We start from the raw sequence: 18842 nt of genomic DNA, 5'->3' as shown, positions 1-18842 counted from the left end.
CCGTCGCATGCGGCGGACCACACGACGAAGGATCAGCCATGCCCAGGGAACGCGGGGAGAAGGTCATCGCGACCAACCGTCGCGCGCACCACGACTACACCATCGAGAAGACGTACGAGGCGGGCCTCGTGCTGACCGGGACCGAGGTGAAGTCGCTGCGTCAGGGGCGGGCCAATCTGACCGACGGATACGCGTACATCGACGGCGGGCAGGCGTTCCTCGACGCGGTCCACATCCCCGAGTATTCGCAGGGTCACTGGACCAACCACGCTTCGAAGCGCACGCGGAAGCTCCTCCTGCACAAGGAGGAGATCGTCAAGCTGTCACACGCCGTCAGCGCGGGCGGGTACACGCTCGTCCCCCTGAAGCTGTACTTCTCCGACGGCCGTGCGAAGGTCGAGATCGCGGTGGCGAAGGGCAAGCGCGAGTACGAGAAGCGCCAGACCATCCGCGAGCGTGAGGACAAGCGCGAAGCCGAGCGGGCGATGCGCAGCCGCAACCTCCGCGGCGAATAGTCGCGGACGGCCGGGCGTTTCGAATCGGCGCTCGGCGCCTTGCTCGACGACCGAGGGCGCGCCCGTTACCGGGCGGTGAAGCGGGCCTCCACCCCGGCGGAGACGACGATCTCCTCGGGGCGGAGCACGACGGCCGCACCGGCGGAGTCGAACGCGGCGGCCTTCGCCATCATCCGCGGGGCCGCGGGCGCGGTCGCCGATCCGAGCAGTCCGAGGTCGGCGATCTCGACCGGGGCGACCTCGTGGCGCCCGATGGCCGCTGCGTAGGCGGCGGCGCGGTCGACGGCGACGGCCACGGCATCCGTCGCGACCTCGCGCTCCAGGCGGGCCCGCGTCGCCGGGGTGAGCTGCCACTCGATCGCGCGCACCTGCAGGCCATCGGTGAGGGCGATGTCGTTCAGCCAGTCCGACAGATCGGTGGGGTCGACGAAGGTCGCCGTGAACTCGACGGCGGCGTGGTGCACGAGATCGAGCTGGCGACCCTCGTTGTTCCATGGACGATCGGCCCACACCGACAGGCGCTGGCTCGACCACTCCGCGACCGCCCCCGTCGCGGCACGCGCCGCCAGTTCGCCTCGAAGCGGCTCGGCGAGTGCCGAGACGCGCTCGATGACGGCGGTGCGTTCCGGGCCGTCGGCGGTCGCGGTGACGTGCGCGACCGCCCGCTCCGGAAGCACACGGGCATGGCTCTCGCCGCGGACGGTGATCGTGACATCGGTCATGGGGTAAACTGTAATGCTCGGGTGCCTTCGGCATCCGGTGACAACTCCACAGCGTGACAGTGGCTCATTCGCCGCAAGGCACACGGGGCTGATCGGTTTCGACAGCGTCTGTGAATCTGCGAGAAGCGGGCCGAGGATGCAGGGTTATCTCGTAAACGATCTCTGCAAAACTACAAGTGCCGAATCCAAGCGCACTGACTTCGCCCTCGCTGCCTAAGCGAGCCCGATAGTCCGTCAGACCGTGTGTGACCCCGCCACGGACCCTGGCGTCATCTAGGGGTCTTGCTGTGTGACGGCGCCTGGACGTCACGCGGGACTCTTCCCAGGCTGGGCTCGTCGACTTAGGTGTCTGTGACAAAGGTCGGAGCCGAGCAGAACGTCTGCACAGACTGCGCCCGGAGAAGACGCAGTATCTCAGCGTTGGACGGGGGTTCGATTCCCCCCAGCTCCACGACGTCACTGTCACCGCCGAAGGCCCCGGCATCCGTTTCGATGGATGCCGGGGCCTTCGTCGTGGGAGAGCCGGGTGGCCGCGTCGTCAGCCGGCGGTGGCGGGGATGAGCAGCAGGTTCTGCTTCGTGTCGGAGACGGCGACCCAGCCGTCGCCGAACTGATACGTCATGCCGTAGCCGTCGGCATCCGTCGTGAGCGCACGAGCGGAGTCCTGCGTGATGTAGAAGCCGTCGTCGGAGGGCTCGCGGCGCCACCCCTCCTGCACGAGCTGCTCCGCGATCGTCTCCGCCTCGTCCGCGGTGATCGCCGACCAGCCGAACTCGATCAGGTTCCCCGACGCCACCGAGTAGTTCGCCCAGGTGCAGATGAGACCGCCGTCCAGCGCCGAGCTGGGCGGCTGGGTCTCGAACGTGAACGGGGTCTGCTTGAACGTCCATCCCTTGCTCTTGAACTCGGCGAGCGTGTCGGGATCGATCATGCCCTCGCAGCTGTCGGTCGACCCGGCGGACGCCGAGGCGTCCGGCGTCGGCTCCGGAAGGGCCCCAGTGGGCGTGGGCGAGACCGCGTTGCCCGTCGTAGTGGGATCGGCGGCGGACGGCGCGGCGGAGGCGCACCCCGTGAGCACCAGCGCCGTGGCGAGGGCCAGAGCCGGAAGGGCGAGAGGCGCGAAGCGAGAACGTGTCATCGGTGGGGGGGCCGATCGGGTCAGCGGGCGGCGGGGGAGGCGCCGAGGAGGGTGAGGAAGTCGTCGTGCAGGCGCCCATTGGTCGCCAGGGACGAGCGCGACGCGATCGAGTCGGCGCCGTCGATGTCGGTGAAGCGCCCGCCGGCCTCGTGCACGATCGGCACGAGCGCGGCGATGTCGTACTCCTTCACGCCGAACTCGGCGACGAACTCGAGGCGACCCTCGGCGAGCAGCATGTAGGGCCACGTGTCGCCGTAGCCGCGGTCGCGCCAGACGGCACGGCTGAGGCGCAGCAGGTCCTCGGTTCGGCCGACCTCGTCCCACTGGGCGATGGACTGGAAGCTCACGCTCGCATCCGCGACGCTCGCCACGCTCGAGACCCCGAGGCGGCGGCTACCGCCGTCGGGGGTGTTCGTCCACGCGCCGTGTCCGGATGCCGCCCACCAGCGCCGGCCGAGTGCCGGCTGGCTCGCGACGCCGACGCGCGGCACGCCGTCGATCGCGAGCGCAATGAGGGTCGTCCACATCGGGATGCCCTTGAGATAGTTGGCCGTGCCGTCGATCGGGTCGATGATCCACTGCCGCGTCTCGTCGCCCGATGCGCCGTACTCCTCGCCCAGGATGCCGTCATCCGGTCGCTGCGTCGACAGCAGGTCGCGCAGGGCCCGTTCGGTGGCGAGATCCGCCTCGGTCACGTGCGACGCGTCGGCCTTGAGCTGGACGTCGAGGTCGGCGGCGTCGAAGCGCGCCATCGTCACGGCATCCGCCGCGTCGGCGAGTCGCAGCGCGAGCTGCAGGTCGTCGGTGAGGTCACCGTCGAAGGGCGTGCTCCAGGGAGACGCGGTGGCGGGGGAGGTCACACACTCAAGGATACGCGCCGCGGTCGTCTCGATTCGCGGTGAGCCTTTCGGGATGGTAACGTTGTCCCTCGGTTCGCCAGTGATCTTCTCGAGGATCCGGCGGCCGAACGGAACGCACCTCTAGCTCAATCGGCAGAGCAACTGACTCTTAATCAGTGGGTTCTGGGTTCGAGTCCCAGGGGGTGCACCACCGAGACAGTCCCCCGATCGCAAGGTCGGGGGACTGTCTGCATCTGCGTCCGATCGACGGTCGCGAGTTACTGACGGCGCTGCGCATCACGGCGGTGCGAACCGCGTCGATACGCTCGAACGCATGGGCTTCTCGCCTCTCGGCCTCGTGCTCAGCATCGCTCTGTTCGCGCCCAGCCTCCTGCTCGTACGGTTTCCGCCGCGCCCCGCGCCGACGAGCGTCGGGGTCCCGCGCAGCCTGGTCGCGCTGGAGCGTGTGGGGCAGGTGCTGTGCGTGACGGTGCCGGTCATCACCGTCGGCGGGGATGTGCGCTGGTGGTGGGCCCTGCCGGTGTCGCTGCTGGTCGTCGCCTACGGGGCGCTGTGGATCCGCTTCGTCGCCGGCGGGTGCCGGCTGGATCTCCTCTTCGGCCCCGTGTGGCGAGTTCCCGTGCCGATGGCCGTGCTTCCCGTCGCCGCGTTCCTCGCCGGTTCCGCGTGGCTCACCAATCCGTGGATGGCGGTCGCCGCCGTCGTGCTCGCGGCGGGGCACCTCCCGAGCTCGCTCTTCACGGCGCGGTCGCTCTGAGGCGGATGCGTCGGCCCGACGAGGCCGATCAGCGCCGACGCATCCGCCACCCGCTTACGCGGCGTCGCCGACGAGCACCGCGGCGGCCTCCTCCGTGGTATCCGCGTCGTGGGCGTCGATGCGGGCCAGTGCCCGCCGGCCGATCAGGATGGTCGCCGCGGAGATCAACACTGAGACGGCGGCGAACACGAACGGCACCGAAGCGTTGAACGCGTGCCACAGGGCGGCGGCGATCGGGGGAGCGGCGGCCCCGCCGAGGAAGCGCACGGCGGAGTACGCCGACGATGCCACCGAGCGCGGCAGGTCGGTCGCCTCCATCACCGACTCGGTGAGGATCGTGTTCATCAGACCCAGCAGCAGACCGCCGACGATGATGCAGGTCACCAGCCCCGCGGGGGAGGTGACGACGACGGCGGCGACGAGCAGATCGATCGCCAGCAGCGGCAGCACCACCAGCATGGCCGTGCTGCGGGACAGGCGACGCAGCAGGATCGGAGCCACCCACACGCTCGTCACGGCGAGAGCCACGCCCCAGCCGAAGAAGGTCAGACCGATGCCCATCGCGCCGAATCCCAGCGGGAACGGCGAGAAGGCCAGCAGCACGAAGAACCCGATGTTGTAGAACAGCGCCGCGATCGCGAGCACCGCGAGCGCGGGCTGGCGCAGCGCCTGGAACGGCGCCGACAGCTTCACGGGTGTGCGCTTCTCCTCGCCGCCGCGCAGCAGCACGAGCACCGCGATGAAGGCGATCGCCATCAGCGCGACGACACCGAAGAACGGGCCGCGCCAGCTGATCTCACCCAGGATGCCGCCGAGCAGCGGTCCGATCGCGATGCCCAGACCGAGCGCTGCCTCGTACAGGATGATCGCCGCGGCACTGCCGCCCGAGGCTGCGCCGACGATCGTGGCGAGAGCGGTCGAGATGAACAGGGCGTTGCCCAGACCCCATCCGGCGCGGAAGCCGATGACGGCGTCGACGCTGCCGGCCAGGGCGCACAGCAGGGCGAACACGACGATGAGGCCGAGGCCGATCAGCAGGGTCGCCTTCGTGCCGATGCGCGACGAGATCCAGCTCGTGACGAGCATCGCCAGGCCGGTGACCACCAGGTAGCTCGTGAACAGCAGCTCGGTCTCGACGGGGCTCGCCTGCAGCGACTCGGCGATGGCGGGAAGGATCGGGTCGACCAGACCGATGCCCATGAAGGCGATCACGCACGCGAACGCGACTGCCCACACCTGCGCGGGCTGACGCCAGATGTTGACGCGGGAGGATGCGGGGGAGGCGCTCATCGGGCGACCTCCGCGACCCGCGTGCGGGCATCGACGATGTCGGCGGCGCGACGGATCGTCGCCCACTCCTGCTCGTCGAGGTCGGCGAAACGCGGCGCGAGGGCGGCGCTAAGCACCTGCAGCCACTCGTCGAGGGCGCTCATCCCGGCATCCGTCGCCGACACGAGAGTGGCGCGCGAGTCGCCCGGGTCGGTGGTGCGCTCGACGAGCCCGGCCTCGGCCATCTGCGTGACCAGCCGCGTCATGCCGGGCTGGGTGACGCGACTGAGCGTCGCGAGATCGCCGATGCGGAGGGGGCCGTTGTCGCGGAGCAGGACGAGGGTCCGCCACTGGGCGGCGGGGGCTTCGGTGCGGGTCTCGAGCGACGCGACGCGGGTGAGCGCGTGCGCGCCGACGAGCAGCCGCAGGATGTCGTCGGTGTGTTGCATACCCACAGTATATACCGATGGTATGGAAAGGGGCGGGTTACCGGATCGTGACCACCGGCTCGCCCGCGGTGTTTGACATCGGGGAGAGACCTGAACATGATGGCAGTACCTGAATCAGTTCTCAGGTCTTCCTTCCAATGGTGAAAGGCACGCACATGCGGGTTACGAAGAAGTTGCTCCACGCGAGTTTTGTGGCCGTCGTCGCGACGACGGCCATCGCTCTGTCGGCCTGCGCGCCGCAGGACGGGGCCGCAGGCGGCGGCTCGACCGAGGGCTCCGGCCCGGCCGAGATCACCGTGGGCGTCGTCACCAGCGAGACGGGCCCCCTCGCCAGCTACGGCAAGCAGTACCTCGACGGCTTCAAGGCCGGGCTCGACTATGCGACCGACGGCTCGAACGAGGTCGACGGCACGAAGATCACCGTCGACTACCGCGACGACGCGGGCGACCCCGACACCGCCGTCGGTGCGGTCAAGGAGCTCATCGGCCAGGGTGTCACCCTCCTCGCCGGCAGCGCCTCGTCGGGTGTCGCCGCCGCCGTCGCAGAGCAGGCCGGTCAGAACAAGGTGCTCTTCATCTCGGGCCCCGCCGCCGCCGATGCGCTCACCGGCGTCAACGCCTACACGTTCCGCAGCGGTCGGCAGTCGGCGCAGGACGTCGCCACGGCCGGCACGTTCCTCGGCGACCTCAACGGCAAGACCGTCACCGTGTTCGCGCAGAACACCGCGTTCGGCAAGGGCAACGAGGCGGCGGTCCAGGCGATCCTCGGGGCGAAGGGCGCGACCGTGAACAGCGTGCTCGTCGCCGAGGACGTCACCGAGTTCACGCCGTTCGCACAGCAGGTGCTCGCCGCGAAGCCCGACCTCGTCTTCGTCGCGTGGGCCGGCGCCACCTCGGGGGCGATGTGGCAGGCGATGAGCCAGCAGGGCGTGCTCGACGCCGTCCCCGTCGTCACGGGCCTCGGCGACTCCGCCACCTTCGGGGCGTACGGCGCGGCATCCGAGAAGATCAAGTTCCTCAACTACTACTTCCCGGGCGCGCCCGACAACGAGGTCAACACCGCCATGGTCGATGCGGTGACCACGGCCGGGGGCACTCCCGACCTGTTCACCCCCGACGGATTCAACGCGGCCCTGATGGTCGTGCAGGCGGTCAAGGAGGGCAAGGGTGACGTCGAGGCGATGGTCAAGAGCCTCGAGGGCTTCACCTTCCAGGGCCCCAAGGGCTCGCTGACCGTGCGTGCCGGCGATCACGCGCTGATCCAGGACATGTACCAGGTCAAGCTCGTCGCGTCCGGCGGAAGCTTCGCTCCCGAACTGGTCGACACCGTCCCCGCGGACGAGGTCGCACCGGCCGAGAAGTGACCGGAACGAAGCGAGGCGCACCCGCATGAGCACCCCCGTCCCGTCCGCGCTGTCGATCGAAGGCCTCGGCCTGCAGATCGGCGGAGCCACCATCCTGAAAGACGTCGACCTCGACATCGCGCCCGGCAGCACCGTCGGCGTGATCGGTCCGAACGGCGCCGGCAAGACCACGCTGTTCAACGTGATCTCCGGCGTCATCCGGCCCACCTCCGGTCGCATCCTGATGGATGGCGTCGACATCACCCGCGCGTCGGTTCCCCAGCGCGCGCGGGCGGGACTGGGGCGCACGTTCCAGACCTCGAGCCTGTTCCCACGCCTGAGCGTGCTGGAGAACGTACGCCTGGCCGCGCAGGTCGGTCTCGGCGGCAACTACTCGCTGCTGCGGTTTCCCCGCCGGACGGATGCGGCGACCGCCCTCGCCCTCGAGCAGCTCGTCAAGGTGGGTCTCACCCACAAGCTCGACACCGCCGCCGGCGACATCTCGCACGGCGACAAGCGCAAGCTCGAGATCGCGGTGCTGCTGGCTACCGAGGCGAAGATCGTGCTGCTCGACGAGCCGATGGCGGGCGTCGCGTCGGGTGATGTCGCGGGACTCGTGGACACGATCCGCGAGATGCAGGATGCCACGGGCTGCACGGTGCTGATGGTGGAACACCACATCGACGTGCTCATGGGTTTCGTGCAGAAGGTCGCCGTCATGTACTCCGGGTCGATCATCGCGTTCGACGCGCCCCAGCAGATCATGGAGAACCCCGTGGTGCAGAGCGCCTACCTCGGCCGCACCGGAGAGCCGACGCAGGAGTCGGCCGCATGAGCGCACCGATCCTCACCGTCTCGCACCTGTCGGCATCCATCGCCGGGCAGCAGGTCGTCGAGGACGTGTCCTTCCAGGTCCCGGCGACCGGCATCACCGCCGTCCTGGGCCGCAACGGCGTCGGCAAGACCTCGACGATCCGCGGCATCCTGGGTCTCATCTCGCGTCGCGGCGAGGTGACGCTCGCGGGCGAGCGCATCGACACCCTTCCGACGTATCGTATCGTCCAGCGCGGCGTCGGCTACGTGCCCGAAGACCGGGAGGTGTTCGCCGCTCTCACGGTCGCGGAGAACCTCGCCCTCGCCGAACGCGACAAGAACCCACGACGCGAGTTCGTCGCGGAACTCTTCCCCGACCTCGTCGCCCGCCGCGGCCAGCTCGCGGGCACCCTGTCCGGAGGTCAGCAGCAGATGGTGTCGGTGGCCCGCGCGCTGCTCAACGAGAACCGGATCCTGCTCGTCGACGAGCCGACAAAGGGTCTCGCCCCGAAGATCGTCGGCGAGGTCGCCCAGGCGCTCCAGGAAGCCGCCAAGATCGTCCCGATCCTGCTCGTCGAGCAGAACCTCGACGTCGTCCGCCGCCTCGCCGACGACGCGATCGTCATCGCGGGCGGCCGTGTCGTGCACACCGGAAAGGCCCGCGAGATCCTGGACGACGACGCCCTCACCACCCGCCTCCTCGGCGTCAGCGCGGAGGCCCACGCATGAGCAGCATCGTCCTCATCCTGCTGACCGGTATCGGACTCGGCGCCCTCTACTTCCTGGTCGCGTCGGGGCTCAGCCTCATCTACGGGCTCATGCACGTGCTCAACTTCGCCCACGGCGCGTTCCTCACGCTCAGCGCCTTCATCGGCTGGCAGGTCGCGCAGGCGCTCGGCACCGCCTCGTGGGGCTCGTTCGTCGTCTCGATCCTCGTCGGCGCGCTGGTGGGAGCGGTGTTCGCCACGCTGACCGAGCTGGTGCTCATCCGGCCGCTGTACGAACGCCACATCGAACAGGTGCTCGTGACCGTCGGCCTCTCCTTCGCCGCGGTGGCGCTGTTCGAGGGCATCTGGGGGACGGATGCCGTGAACATCGCCGGTCCTGCCTGGCTCAAGGAGACCACCGAGATCCTCGGCGCCCGCATCCCGAACACCTATTGGGTGCTGATGCTGGCCGCCGCCCTCGTATTGATCGCCCTGGTGCTGTTCCTGAAGAAGACGCGGTACGGCATGATCATCCGCGCGGGTGTCGAGAACCGATCGATGGTCACCGCGCTCGGCATCGACGTGCGGCGGAGCTTCACGCTCGTGTTCGCGATCGGAGGCGCGGCGGCCGGCATCGGCGGCGTGCTCGCGATGCACTACACGACGTTCGTCTCGGCCCACCTCGGCGCAACGCTCCTGATCTTCGCCTTCATCGTCACGGTCATCGGCGGGCTCGGCTCGCTGACGGGGGCGGCGATCGCCTCGGTGCTGGTGGCCGTGCTCCAGCAGTTCGCCAACGTGTACCTCAGCGGCACGGGCGACTTCATCGTCGTCGTGCTGCTGGCCGTCGTGCTCCTCGTGCGACCCACCGGCCTCATGGGGAGGAAAGCATGACCGTCACCACCGGGGTCCCCACCCTCATCCCGGGCCGCCGCGGCGCGGCCCTGCCCTTCGTCGTCGGCGCCGCCCTCGTCGTGGTCATGGCCGTGCTGCCGCTGCTGAACATCTCGATCCCCGGCATCCTCCCCGGTGCCACCTACACACCCGGCACGCTCGCGCTGCTGTCGCTGTGCATGGTGTTCGCCGCGCTCGCGCTGTCGTACAACCTGCTGCTGGGGACCTCCGGGATGCTGTCGTTCGGTCATGCGCTGTACTTCGGTGCCGGCGCCTACGGGCTGGGCCTCGCGCTGAAGCTCGTCGGCGTGCCGCTGTGGCCCGGGGTGCTCATCGCGCTCGTGGGCGGTCTCGCCATCGCCGCGTTCACCGGCGCGATCTCGATGCGGGTGTCCGGCATCCCGTTCGCGATGGTGACGCTCGCGTTCGCCCAGGCGGGATCGGTGCTCGTCCGCCGCAATCAGGACGTCACGGGCGGTGAGGAGGGGCTGCGTCTGCCCGTCGACCAGATCCCCGCGTGGCTCGTCGGCGTGTCGAACACCCGCAACCTCTACTGGGTGACTCTCGTCGTGCTGGTGATCGTGTACCTCGTGGTGCTGTGGGTCGATCGGTCGCGGCTCGGCCACCTGGCCCAGGCGACGCGCGAGAACGAGCTGCGCGTGCAGGTGCTCGGCCTGCGCCCCTACGCCGCGAAGCTGCTCGTGTTCGTCGCCGCGGCGCTGTGCGCCTCCCTCGCCGGTATCGCCTACATGCTGCTGCAGTCGGGCACGCAGCCCAGCGCCGTCGGCGCCGATCTGACGATCACCGTGCTCGTGATGGTCGTGCTCGGTGGCGTCGGGTTCCGGTGGGGTGCCATCGTGGGCGGCGTGCTCTACACGATCCTCGACCAGCGGCTCACGGTGCTGGCGCGCGCGGAGTGGATCCGCGACCTTCCCGACGTGCTGCGCATCCCGTTGTCGGAGCCGTTGTTCCTGCTGGGCGTACTGTTCATCCTCGTGGTGATGTTCCTGCCCGGCGGCATCGCCGGAACGATCGATGCAGCGGTGCGCCGTCGTCGCGGCGAGCGCACCCGCTCGCAGCTGCGCCAGATCGACGACGCAGACGACGCCGTCGCCGAGCCCGCGCAGGTGCGCGCGTGAGCGGCGGGAGGGGGCGAGGGTGATGACCGGCGACCTCGACGGCGCGCACACGATCGGCCGCTGGCTCACCGATCGCGCCGGCGGCACGCCCGACCGCACCGCCATCGACGACCGCGGCGTGCGGATCGGCTACGGCGACCTCGAAGCGCGGGCCCGCGAGCTCGCGGCATCCCTCCGTCGCGCGGGCTACGGCCCGGGCGATCGGCTCGCGACGATCACCGGCAACTCGATCGACCACGTCGTGGTGTTCTTCGCCTGCGCGAAGGCGGGCATCGCGATGGTGCCGCTGTCGTGGCGGCTGTCGTCGCGGGAGTTGAGCGAGGCTCTGCTGCATGCGGCCCCGTCGCTCGTGGCGATCGAGGACGAGTACCTCGGCGTGGCGACCGACGCGCTGTCGCGCGTGGCCGCGCCGCCACCGACGGCACTGCTCGGCACGACCGGCATCGAGGCGGCCGTCCCGCCGCGCGGCGATGCGAGCGCGGCCGCGCCCGCCCGCGCCGTGCGCGACGACGATCCGCTTCTGGTCATCTACACCTCCGGCAGCGAGGCGGCGCCGAAGGGTGTCGTCCTGACCCACGCCAACTGCTTCTGGAACAACCTCGCGCTCGCGGGCGTGGCGCAGCTGACCGCCGACGACGTCGTGCTGGCGGTGCTCCCGCAGTTCCACGTGGCCGCCTGGAACTGTCAGCCGCTGCTGGCCTGGTGGGTCGGCGCGACGGTCGTGCTGGAACGCTCGTTCCAGCCGCGGCGTGTGCTGCAGCTGCTCGCCGAGCGGGGCGTGACGGCCATGATGGGCGTGCCCACCCAGTACCGGCTGCTGATCGACGACCCCGGCTTCGACGCCCTCGCCCGCGGACGGCTGCGTCAGGCGCTCGTCGGCGGCGCGACGATCCCACCGGCGCTCGCGGCGCGGTGGGCGGATGCCGGTGTGCCGCTCACCCAGGGGTACGGCCTGACCGAGGCGGCTCCCAACGTGCTGTGCCTGCCGGCATCCGAAAGCGGTGTCCATCCCGGAGCGGTCGGGCGGCCCTACCCCCACGTCGACGTGCGGGTCGTCGATCCCGACGCGGGCCTCGAGCTGAGCGGGGAGGCGACCGGCGAGCTGTGGGTGCGGGGGCCGAGCGTGTTCGCGGGCTACCTCCACGACCCCGCGGCGACCGCGCGGGCGATGACGGGGGACTGGCTGCGCACGGGGGACGTGGTGCACCGCGACGCGGACGGCGTCTTCCGCATCGTCGACCGCAGGAAGGACATCTTCATCTCCGGTGGCGAGAACGTCGCCCCCGCCGAGGTGGAGCGCGCCCTCCTCCTGCATCCGGCGATCGCGGATGCCGCGGTCGTGGGCGTGCCCGACGACGTGTGGGGCGAGCGCGGCGTCGCGTTCGTCGTACGGGCGGAGGGCGCGGCGCTCGGCGCCGACGAGGTGCTCGCCCACGCCCGCGCGGAACTGGCGGGTTTCAAAGTCCCCGTGCGCGTCGCGTTCGTCGACGACCTGCCACGGTCCACGATCGAGAAGCTGGCCCGTTCTCGACTGCGCGCTCGGGCCGCCGACCTGGTGAGAGGAAGTGCTCGTGAGCACAGTTGAGCAGTTCGAGCCCGAAGCGGCCTTCTCCGCGGCCGGGAAACCGCTGACCAAGCGCGGCGAGGCCACCCGTCGCAAGCTCCTGGAAGCCGCGGAGGATGTCTTCGCCCACCTCGGCTACCACGAGGCGTCGATCGTGAAGATCACGGAGCGCGCGGGGATCGGGCTCGGCACCTTCTATCTCTACTTCGACAGCAAGCAGCAGGTCTTCGAGGAGCTGGTCGTCGATCTCAACCGCCGCGTACGCCACGCGATGGCCGAGGCGATGGCCGACACCGACAACCGCATCGACGCGGAGCGCGCGGGCTTCGAGGGGTTCTTCCGCTTCACCGCCGCCCACCCGGCGCTGTACCGGGTGGTGCGCGAGGCGGAGTTCGTCTCGCCCGAGATGCTGCGGCTGCACTACACGCGCATCGTGGAAGGCTACGAGGCCGGTCTGCGCGCCGCGCAGGCATCCGGTGACGTCGACACCGGGCTCGACCCGGAGGTGACCGCCTGGGCTCTCATGGGCGCCGGTGAGCTGATCGGCATGCGCTTCCTGCTCTGGGAGCGCGATGAGGAGGGGCAGCCTCCGGCGGCGATCCCCGACGCCGTCATCGACGGCATGATGCGCTTCATCCGCAACGCGCTCGCGGCACGCGGCGAGAGGGGACAGGACCATGACTGAGCAGGACCTCGCCGGGCGCCGCGCCGTCGTGACCGGCGGCGCGAGCGGCATCGGCCTCGCCTGCGCCGAGGAGTTCGCGCGCCGCGGCGCGCACGTGGTGATCGCCGACTTCAACGGCGACGCCGCGCAGGAGGTGGCGGAGCGCCTCGGCGGCGAGGCGTGGGTCGTCGACCTCTCCGCGACGGCGGCGCTGGACGACCTCTCGCTGGATGCCGACATCCTCGTGAACAACGCGGGTGTGCAGACCGTCGCGCCGATCACCGAGTTCGCGCCCGAGCGCTTCCGGTTCATGCAGCGGCTCATGGTCGAATCGCCCTTCCTGCTGATCCGCGCGGTGCTGCCCGGGATGTACGAGCGGGGATGGGGACGCATCATCAACATCTCCAGCGCGCACGGCCTGCGCGCCAGCGCCTACAAGTCGGCCTACGTGACCGCCAAGCACGCCCTGGAGGGGCTGTCGAAGGTGACGGCGCTGGAGGGCGGCCCGCACGGGGTGACCAGCAACTGCATCAACCCCGCGTATGTGCGCACGCCCTTGGTCGAGAAGCAGATCGCCGACCAGGCGAGCGTGCACGGCATCCCCGAAGAGGAGGTCGTGGAGAAGATCATGCTCACCGAATCGGTCGTCAAGCGCCTGATCGAGCCGGCCGAGGTCGCGTCTCTGGCGGGCTGGCTGGCGAGCGATCACGCCGGGATGGTCACCGGCGCCAGCTACACGATGGATGGCGGATGGACGGCACGATGAGCACCCGCGCGGCGCGCGCCGTCGATGTCGCCGTCCCCGGCGGTTCGCTGCGGGTCGGTGTGTGGGAGGCCGAGCCGGGCGCCCCGACGATCCTCGCCGTCCACGGGGTCACCTCGTCGCACCTCGCGTGGGAGCTGCTCGCCGAGGCGCTGCCGCACGTGAGGATCGTCGCGCCGGACCTGCGCGGTCGCGGTCGCAGCAACGGCGTGCAGGGACCGGCGGGCATGGCGGCGCACGCCGACGATCTGGCCGCCGTCTGCGCGGCGCTGCAGCTCGTGCCGGACCTCGTGGTCGCGCACTCCATGGGCGCGTTCGTGTCGGTGGTGTTCGCGCACCGGCATCCCGACCTCGTTGCGCGTCTCCTCCTCGTCGACGGGGGACTTCCGCTGGTCGCCCCGGCCGACCTGACGCCGGACGAGCTGGTCGCGGCCATCCTCGGGCCGACGGCCGCGCGGCTCTCGCGCCGCTTCGCCGACGTGGACGACTACCTGGCGTTCTGGCGCGGGCACCCCGCGTTCGCGGCCGACTGGTCGCCCGCCCTCGAGCACTACCTCGCGTACGACCTCGACCGCGAGGCCGACGGCTCGTTCCGACCGGCGACGAGCTACGCCACCACCGTCGAGGACACCGTCGACATGAACACCCGCTCGACGGTGCGCGACGCCCTCGAGGCGCTCACGGCGCCGACCACCCTCGTCACCGTGCCGCGGGGGCTGCAGGACGAGGTGCCGGGGCTGTATCCGCCCGCGCACCTCGCCGCGCTCCTGCAGACGTATCCGTCGGTGGCGCACGTGGCGTGGCCGGAGTTCAACCACTACACGGTGGTGCTCTCCCACGCCGGTGCCGACCGCCTGGCCGCGCTGGTGGAGGAGCAGCTCGCCGCCTCCGTCCCGCTCACGCCGTAGCTCCGCCGCCCGCGGCATCCCGAGAAACCACCGGCGTCTCGACACATCACCGCTGCGGTGGTTTCTCGGGGTGGCGGTGGTTTCTCGGCAGGGGATGCCGGGGCCGCGGCAGAGGCGGCGGCTAGTGGGCGCCGGCGGCGACCCGCGTGGTCAGCTGGTGCGCGTGGGCGAGGAGCGTGCGTCCGAGATCGGGAATGCGCTCGGGGGAGAACCGGAAGTCGACCCCCGTGAGGCTCAGCGCCCACTGCGGGTGCCCCGCGCGCGTGAACACGGCCGCTCCGATGCCGTAGCTGCCCTCGACGATGAGTCCCGGGTTGAGGGCGTAGCCGCGGGCCTGCGTCTCGCGCAGACGCGCGCGCAGACGCGGCTCGGCGTGCGCCGCGCCGTGGCGCTCGGCGAGCTCGGGATGCCGCTCGAAGTACGCGTCCACATCGTGGGGCGGCAGGAACGCGAGGATGGCGAGCCCCGCCGACGCGACGCCCAGGGGGAAGCGCACGCCCTCCGACAGGACGAACGAGCGGATGGGGAACGCGCCGTCCTCGCGGATGAGGCACACCGTCTCGTCGCCGCGGCGCACCGACAGGAACGCGCTCTCCTCGGTGCGCACCGCGAGCGAGCGGACGATGTCGCGCGCGATGGCGGTGATGTCGTAGCGGGATGCCGCGACCGTCCCCATGAGATAGAGCTCGGGTCCCGGCATCCACGCGCCGGTGCGCTCGTCCTGGTCGACGAGTCCCTCGTGACGCAGCGCCGTGAGCAGACGGTGCGTGGTCGGGCGGGTCAGCTCGGCGCGGCGGGCGATCTCGGCGACCGAGAGTCCCTCCTCGCCCGCCGACGTCACGAGCCGCAGCAGCGCCGCCGCCCGCGCCACCGACTGCGCGCCGGGAACCGTTCGTCGCGCGGTGTCCATGATGTGGACAGTACGCGCCGCGGCATCCACATGGCAAGCGCCGACGTGCGCGGCCGGGTGCGACGGCGGAGGATGGAGGCGGACACGCGGTGACAAAGGAGTGATTCGTGATCGACAAGACCTACCCGTCGGCCGCCGATGCGGTGGCCGACATCCCGGACGGCGCATCGCTGGCCGTCGGCGGATTCGGCCTCTCGGGCAATCCCATCGCGCTCATCGAGGCGCTGCTGGCCCAGGGCACGCGCGACCTGTCGATCGTCTCGAACAACTGCGGCGTCGACGACTGGGGCCTCGGCGTGCTGCTGAACGCGAAACGCATCCGCAAGATGACCTCTTCCTACGTCGGCGAGAACAAGGAGTTCGAGCGGCAGTTCCTCTCCGGCGAGCTCGAGCTGGAGCTGACGCCCCAGGGCACGCTCGCCGAGAAGCTCCGCGCCGGCGGCGCGGGCATCGCGGCCTTCTTCACCCAGACCGGCGTCGGGACCCAGGTCGCGGAGGGCGGACTGCCGCGCAAGTACGACGGCGCCGGGGGCATCGCGGTGGCGTCGCCGCCGAAGGATGTCCGCACCTTCGCCGTCACCGGCGAGGAGCGCGACTACGTGCTCGAAGAGGCGATCGTCACCGACTTCGCGCTCGTGCACGCCGCGAAGGGCGACACCCACGGCAACCTCGTCTTCCACAAGGCCGCCCGCAACTTCAATCCGCTCGCCGCCATGGCCGGGAGGATCTGCATCGCGCAGGTCGAGGAGCTCGTCGCCCCCGGCGAACTCGATCCCGACGGCATCCATCTGCCCGGCATCTACGTGCACCGCATCGTGGAGGTCGGCACCGACATCGAGAAGCGCATCGAGCGCCGCACCGTCACGGTCGACGACAGCGCCGACCGCGACATCCCGGAAGGAGCCTGAGATGGCGCGCACCCGCAACGAGATGGCCGCACGTGCGGCCGCGGAACTGGCCGACGGGTCGTATGTGAACCTCGGCATCGGTCTGCCGACGCTCGTGCCGAACTTCGTGCCCGACGACGTCACCGTCGTGCTGCAGTCGGAGAACGGCATCCTCGGCGTCGGTCCGTACCCGACCGAGGCCCACGTCGACCCCGACCTCATCAACGCCGGCAAGGAGACCGTCACGGTCCTCCCGGGCGCCGCGTTCTTCGACTCGGCGCTGAGCTTCGGCATGATCCGGGGCGGGAAGATCGACGCGGCCATCCTCGGCGCCATGCAGGTGTCGGCCGCCGGCGACCTGGCGAACTGGATGATCCCCGGGAAGATGGTCAAGGGTCCGGGGGGCGCCATGGACCTCGTCCACGGCGCGGAACGCGTGATCGTGCTGATGGAGCACGTCGCGCGCGACGGCTCGGCCAAGATCGTCGACGCGTGCTCGCTGCCGCTCACGGGACGCGGAGTCGTCGACCGGATCATCACCGACCTCGCCGTCATCGACGTCACGGCCGACGGGCTCGTGCTCGTGGAGACCGCTCCGGGTGTCAGCGTCGCGGAGGTCGTCGCCGCCACCGAACCCCACTTGATCATCGCCGACGCACTCGAGGAGATCGCATGAGCACCGACGACATCGTCATCGTGGCCGCCGCCCGCACGCCGCAGGGCCGGCTCAAGGGGCAGCTCGCCTCCTTCACCGCCCCGCAGCTCGGCGGGTTCGCCATCGCCGGTGCGCTCGCACAGGGTGCCCTCCCCGCCGACGCCGTGGATGCCGTGATCATGGGACAGGTGCTGCCGGCCGGTTCCGGACAGAACCCGGCGCGCCAGGCGGCCCTCGCCGGCGGACTCGGCTGGGACGTCCCGGCATCCGCCGTCAACAAGGTGTGCCTGTCGGGACTGACCGCGATCATCGACGCCAAGCGGATGATCGCCTCCGGCGACGCGAGGGTCGTCGTCGCGGGCGGCATGGAGTCGATGACGCGCGCGCCGCACCTGCTGATGGGCTCGCGCGAGGGCTGGAGCTATGGATCCGTCGAGGTGCTCGACCACATGGCCTACGACGGTCTGACCGACGCGTACGACCGCGAGAGCATGGGCGCCTCGACCGAGCGGCTGAACCCACGGTTCGAGGTGACGCGCGAACAGCAGGACCGCGTCGCCGCCCTGTCGCACCAGCGCGCCGCGGCGGCGCGGGATGCCGGGGTCTTCGACGCCGAGATCGTCGCGGTCGAGGTGGCGCAGCGCCGCGGTCCCGCGGTGACCATCACCACCGATGAGGGCATCCGCGACGAGACCACCGAGGAGACGCTCGCCGGTCTTCGCCCCGCGTTCTCGGCCGACGGGTCGATCACGGCCGGCAACGCATCGCAGATCTCCGACGGCGCGGCCGCCGTGGTGCTGACCACGCGTGCGCACGCCGACGCGAGCGGCTGGCCCGTTCTTGCCGTGGTGGGCGCGGCCGGTCAGGTCGCCGGCCCCGACAACTCGTTGCACGCGCAGCCCGCGCGTGCGATCGCCCAGGCCCTGCAGCGCCAGCATCTCGCGGCATCCGATGTGGATCTCATCGAGATCAACGAGGCGTTCGGCGCCGTCGTCGCCCGCTCGCAGCGCGAGCTCGGGGTGGGGGAGGACGTCGTGAACGTCCACGGCGGCGGCATCGCGCTCGGTCACCCGATCGGCGCTTCCGGCGCGCGGCTCGTCGTGCACGCCGTGCACGAGCTCGTCCGCCGCGGTTCGGGCACGGCAGCCGTCGGCCTCTGCGGCGGGGGCGGTCAAGGGGAGGCGCTGATCCTCACGCGCTGAGCACGGCGGCGTGCGCGGGGCGACACTCCCGCGCGCCGGGTCAGGCGGGGCGCAGCCCGAGTGCAGGCAGGAGGATGTCGTCGACCAGGGCCATGATGTAGTCGCGGTCGACGGCGGTGCCGAGCATGAGGGTCTTGTACGCCGTCATGGCCGGGATCACCTGCGCCACGAGGGCGACATCGACGTCGGGCGCGACCTCACCGCGTTCGATCGCGCGCTGGATGAGCACGCGCAGCGCGGCGGAACGGGGCTCGACGATGACCGCGCGCGCGGCGTCGGCGAACTCGGGAGACTCCGACATGAGGGAGACCATCCCGGCCATGATCCGGAGCTTGCGCTCACCGTCCTTCATCACGGGAGCCTTGATGTTGGCGACGAGGTCGCCGCGCAGCGAGCCCGTGTCGGGGAGATCGGCGGGGGAGGCGCTCTTCATGCAGGCCACCGCATCGATCACGAGCTCGGCCTTCGACGGCCAGCGTCGATAGAGGGTCGCCTTGCCGGCGCGCGCACGCGCGGCGACCATGTCGACCGTCATGCGCTCGTAGCCCTTCTCGGCGAGGATGTCGAGCGCTGCGGCGAGGATCTCCGGATCCCGCGAGTGATCGCGCTTGCGCCCGAGTTTGGGGGCGGGGTCGACGTCCTCGGCGCTGAGGGTGGTGTCAGTCATGAGAACAGTGTAGTTC

The 18842-nt window shown here is 70.6% G+C and carries 21 protein-coding genes, 1 tRNA gene and 1 other RNA gene; 16 read left to right on the top strand and 7 right to left on the bottom strand.

Annotated features, from left to right (window positions below):
- Positions 1–38 precede the first annotated feature (38 nt).
- Positions 39–515 (top strand): SsrA-binding protein SmpB, encoded by a 477-nt coding sequence (gene smpB / locus KY498_RS04030; RefSeq protein WP_060959357.1) that lies wholly within the window; start codon positions 39–41, stop codon positions 513–515.
- Positions 516–580: 65 nt separating this feature from the next.
- Here smpB and KY498_RS04025 read toward each other — a convergent pair whose 3' ends face one another.
- Positions 581–1237 carry an SIMPL domain-containing protein gene (locus KY498_RS04025; protein ID WP_191008458.1) on the bottom strand — a complete coding sequence of 219 codons (657 nt, stop codon included), beginning with the start codon at positions 1235–1237 and terminating at the stop codon, positions 581–583.
- An 84-nt stretch (positions 1238–1321) separates the two neighbouring features.
- On the opposite strand from KY498_RS04025, the gene ssrA reads away from it, so the two are divergent.
- Positions 1322–1691, top strand: a transfer-messenger RNA (tmRNA) gene (gene ssrA / locus KY498_RS04020).
- Positions 1692–1775: 84 nt separating this feature from the next.
- Here the strand turns inward: ssrA and KY498_RS04015 are convergent.
- Together KY498_RS04015 and KY498_RS04010 are read right to left on the bottom strand one after the other, a co-directional pair.
- Entirely contained in the window at positions 1776–2375 is a 600-nt protein-coding gene (locus tag KY498_RS04015; protein WP_191008459.1) for a nitrate ABC transporter substrate-binding protein, read from the bottom strand.
- Between the two features lie 20 nt (positions 2376–2395).
- Positions 2396–3235, bottom strand: coding sequence for an inositol monophosphatase family protein (locus KY498_RS04010; protein ID WP_191008460.1), 840 nt, complete (start codon positions 3233–3235; stop codon positions 2396–2398).
- A 114-nt stretch (positions 3236–3349) separates the two neighbouring features.
- Here KY498_RS04010 and KY498_RS04005 point away from each other — a divergent pair.
- Positions 3350–3425: transfer RNA gene (locus KY498_RS04005), tRNA-Lys, on the top strand.
- 123 nt (positions 3426–3548) lie between these two features.
- Positions 3549–3992, top strand: coding sequence for a hypothetical protein (locus KY498_RS04000; RefSeq protein WP_191008461.1), 444 nt, complete (start codon positions 3549–3551; stop codon positions 3990–3992).
- A gap of 54 nt (positions 3993–4046) precedes the next feature.
- Here KY498_RS04000 and KY498_RS03995 read toward each other — a convergent pair whose 3' ends face one another.
- Complete coding sequence (locus tag KY498_RS03995; RefSeq protein ID WP_191008462.1) at positions 4047–5282, bottom strand: MFS transporter; 1236 nt, start codon at positions 5280–5282, stop codon at positions 4047–4049.
- Positions 5279–5710: a MarR family winged helix-turn-helix transcriptional regulator gene (locus KY498_RS03990; RefSeq protein WP_060959363.1), complete on the bottom strand. Its 432-nt coding sequence runs from the start codon at positions 5708–5710 to the stop codon at positions 5279–5281. Before KY498_RS03990 ends, KY498_RS03995 begins: the two co-directional genes overlap by 4 nt.
- 155 nt (positions 5711–5865) lie before the next feature.
- Between KY498_RS03990 and KY498_RS03985 the strand changes: the two genes are divergently transcribed.
- The 9 genes from KY498_RS03985 to KY498_RS03945 are packed head-to-tail and all read left to right on the top strand — an operon-like array spanning position 5866 to position 14505.
- Positions 5866–7074: a substrate-binding domain-containing protein gene (locus KY498_RS03985; protein WP_191008463.1), complete on the top strand. Its 1209-nt coding sequence runs from the start codon at positions 5866–5868 to the stop codon at positions 7072–7074.
- Positions 7075–7099: 25 nt separating this feature from the next.
- A complete protein-coding gene (locus tag KY498_RS03980) occupies positions 7100–7888 on the top strand; it encodes an ABC transporter ATP-binding protein (RefSeq protein ID WP_191008464.1) in 789 nt (262 codons plus the stop codon).
- Positions 7885–8595: an ABC transporter ATP-binding protein gene (locus KY498_RS03975; RefSeq protein WP_191008465.1), complete on the top strand. Its 711-nt coding sequence runs from the start codon at positions 7885–7887 to the stop codon at positions 8593–8595. The genes KY498_RS03980 and KY498_RS03975 overlap by 4 nt, the downstream gene beginning before the upstream one ends.
- Positions 8592–9467, top strand: a complete 876-nt coding sequence (locus KY498_RS03970; protein ID WP_101306188.1) for a branched-chain amino acid ABC transporter permease — start codon at positions 8592–8594, stop codon at positions 9465–9467. The genes KY498_RS03975 and KY498_RS03970 overlap by 4 nt, the downstream gene beginning before the upstream one ends.
- Positions 9464–10606 (top strand): branched-chain amino acid ABC transporter permease, encoded by a 1143-nt coding sequence (locus tag KY498_RS03965; protein ID WP_101306189.1) that lies wholly within the window; start codon positions 9464–9466, stop codon positions 10604–10606. The genes KY498_RS03970 and KY498_RS03965 overlap by 4 nt, the downstream gene beginning before the upstream one ends.
- 22 nt (positions 10607–10628) lie before the next feature.
- Positions 10629–12191 carry a class I adenylate-forming enzyme family protein gene (locus KY498_RS03960; RefSeq protein ID WP_191009685.1) on the top strand — a complete coding sequence of 521 codons (1563 nt, stop codon included), beginning with the start codon at positions 10629–10631 and terminating at the stop codon, positions 12189–12191.
- On the top strand, positions 12178–12855 hold the full coding sequence (locus KY498_RS03955) for a TetR/AcrR family transcriptional regulator (RefSeq protein ID WP_191008466.1): 678 nt from the start codon (positions 12178–12180) through the stop codon (positions 12853–12855). Before KY498_RS03960 ends, KY498_RS03955 begins: the two co-directional genes overlap by 14 nt.
- The gene (locus tag KY498_RS03950) at positions 12848–13600 is read left to right on the top strand and encodes a 3-hydroxybutyrate dehydrogenase (protein ID WP_101306192.1); all 753 of its coding nucleotides are present in this window, start codon (positions 12848–12850) and stop codon (positions 13598–13600) included. The genes KY498_RS03955 and KY498_RS03950 overlap by 8 nt, the downstream gene beginning before the upstream one ends.
- Positions 13597–14505: an alpha/beta fold hydrolase gene (locus KY498_RS03945; RefSeq protein ID WP_191009684.1), complete on the top strand. Its 909-nt coding sequence runs from the start codon at positions 13597–13599 to the stop codon at positions 14503–14505. The genes KY498_RS03950 and KY498_RS03945 overlap by 4 nt, the downstream gene beginning before the upstream one ends.
- Positions 14506–14626: 121 nt before the next feature.
- On the opposite strand, the gene KY498_RS03940 is transcribed toward KY498_RS03945, so the two are convergent.
- Positions 14627–15415 carry an IclR family transcriptional regulator gene (locus KY498_RS03940; RefSeq protein WP_101306193.1) on the bottom strand — a complete coding sequence of 263 codons (789 nt, stop codon included), beginning with the start codon at positions 15413–15415 and terminating at the stop codon, positions 14627–14629.
- A 107-nt stretch (positions 15416–15522) separates the two neighbouring features.
- Here KY498_RS03940 and KY498_RS03935 point away from each other — a divergent pair, with 107 nt between their 5' ends.
- The 3 genes from KY498_RS03935 to KY498_RS03925 are packed head-to-tail and all read left to right on the top strand — an operon-like array spanning position 15523 to position 18159.
- Positions 15523–16323 carry a CoA transferase subunit A gene (locus KY498_RS03935; RefSeq protein WP_191008467.1) on the top strand — a complete coding sequence of 267 codons (801 nt, stop codon included), beginning with the start codon at positions 15523–15525 and terminating at the stop codon, positions 16321–16323.
- Between the two features lies 1 nt (position 16324).
- Entirely contained in the window at positions 16325–16978 is a 654-nt protein-coding gene (locus KY498_RS03930) for a 3-oxoacid CoA-transferase subunit B (RefSeq protein WP_174524650.1), read from the top strand.
- Complete coding sequence (locus KY498_RS03925) at positions 16975–18159, top strand: acetyl-CoA C-acetyltransferase (RefSeq protein ID WP_191008468.1); 1185 nt, start codon at positions 16975–16977, stop codon at positions 18157–18159. Before KY498_RS03930 ends, KY498_RS03925 begins: the two co-directional genes overlap by 4 nt.
- A 40-nt stretch (positions 18160–18199) precedes the next feature.
- Here KY498_RS03925 and KY498_RS03920 read toward each other — a convergent pair whose 3' ends face one another.
- Positions 18200–18826 carry a TetR/AcrR family transcriptional regulator gene (locus KY498_RS03920; protein WP_191008469.1) on the bottom strand — a complete coding sequence of 209 codons (627 nt, stop codon included), beginning with the start codon at positions 18824–18826 and terminating at the stop codon, positions 18200–18202.
- Between the last annotated feature and the right edge of the window lie 16 nt (positions 18827–18842).

The organism is Microbacterium sp. PAMC21962, from assembly GCF_019443465.1.
Lineage (GTDB): Bacteria > Actinomycetota > Actinomycetes > Actinomycetales > Microbacteriaceae > Microbacterium > Microbacterium hominis.
This window is presented reverse-complemented; position numbering and strand designations above follow the sequence as displayed.

What these genes read in the sequence shown, in the direction of transcription:
- KY498_RS03965 (WP_101306189.1), top strand. Translation starts at nt 9,464, where the DNA reads ATGACCGTCACCACCGGGGTCCCCACCCTCATCCCGGGCCGCCGCGGC.
- smpB (WP_060959357.1), top strand. Translation starts at nt 39, where the DNA reads ATGCCCAGGGAACGCGGGGAGAAGGTCATCGCGACCAACCGTCGCGCG.
- KY498_RS03950 (WP_101306192.1), top strand. Translation starts at nt 12,848, where the DNA reads ATGACTGAGCAGGACCTCGCCGGGCGCCGCGCCGTCGTGACCGGCGGC.
- KY498_RS03940 (WP_101306193.1), bottom strand. Translation starts at nt 15,415, where the DNA reads ATGGACACCGCGCGACGAACGGTTCCCGGCGCGCAGTCGGTGGCGCGG.
- KY498_RS03975 (WP_191008465.1), top strand. Translation starts at nt 7,885, where the DNA reads ATGAGCGCACCGATCCTCACCGTCTCGCACCTGTCGGCATCCATCGCC.
- KY498_RS04025 (WP_191008458.1), bottom strand. Translation starts at nt 1,237, where the DNA reads ATGACCGATGTCACGATCACCGTCCGCGGCGAGAGCCATGCCCGTGTG.
- KY498_RS03990 (WP_060959363.1), bottom strand. Translation starts at nt 5,710, where the DNA reads ATGCAACACACCGACGACATCCTGCGGCTGCTCGTCGGCGCGCACGCG.
- KY498_RS03985 (WP_191008463.1), top strand. Translation starts at nt 5,866, where the DNA reads ATGCGGGTTACGAAGAAGTTGCTCCACGCGAGTTTTGTGGCCGTCGTC.
- KY498_RS03920 (WP_191008469.1), bottom strand. Translation starts at nt 18,826, where the DNA reads ATGACTGACACCACCCTCAGCGCCGAGGACGTCGACCCCGCCCCCAAA.
- KY498_RS03925 (WP_191008468.1), top strand. Translation starts at nt 16,975, where the DNA reads ATGAGCACCGACGACATCGTCATCGTGGCCGCCGCCCGCACGCCGCAG.
- KY498_RS03945 (WP_191009684.1), top strand. Translation starts at nt 13,597, where the DNA reads ATGAGCACCCGCGCGGCGCGCGCCGTCGATGTCGCCGTCCCCGGCGGT.
- KY498_RS03930 (WP_174524650.1), top strand. Translation starts at nt 16,325, where the DNA reads ATGGCGCGCACCCGCAACGAGATGGCCGCACGTGCGGCCGCGGAACTG.
- KY498_RS03980 (WP_191008464.1), top strand. Translation starts at nt 7,100, where the DNA reads ATGAGCACCCCCGTCCCGTCCGCGCTGTCGATCGAAGGCCTCGGCCTG.
- KY498_RS04015 (WP_191008459.1), bottom strand. Translation starts at nt 2,375, where the DNA reads ATGACACGTTCTCGCTTCGCGCCTCTCGCCCTTCCGGCTCTGGCCCTC.
- KY498_RS03995 (WP_191008462.1), bottom strand. Translation starts at nt 5,282, where the DNA reads ATGAGCGCCTCCCCCGCATCCTCCCGCGTCAACATCTGGCGTCAGCCC.
- KY498_RS03960 (WP_191009685.1), top strand. Translation starts at nt 10,629, where the DNA reads ATGACCGGCGACCTCGACGGCGCGCACACGATCGGCCGCTGGCTCACC.
- KY498_RS03970 (WP_101306188.1), top strand. Translation starts at nt 8,592, where the DNA reads ATGAGCAGCATCGTCCTCATCCTGCTGACCGGTATCGGACTCGGCGCC.
- KY498_RS04000 (WP_191008461.1), top strand. Translation starts at nt 3,549, where the DNA reads ATGGGCTTCTCGCCTCTCGGCCTCGTGCTCAGCATCGCTCTGTTCGCG.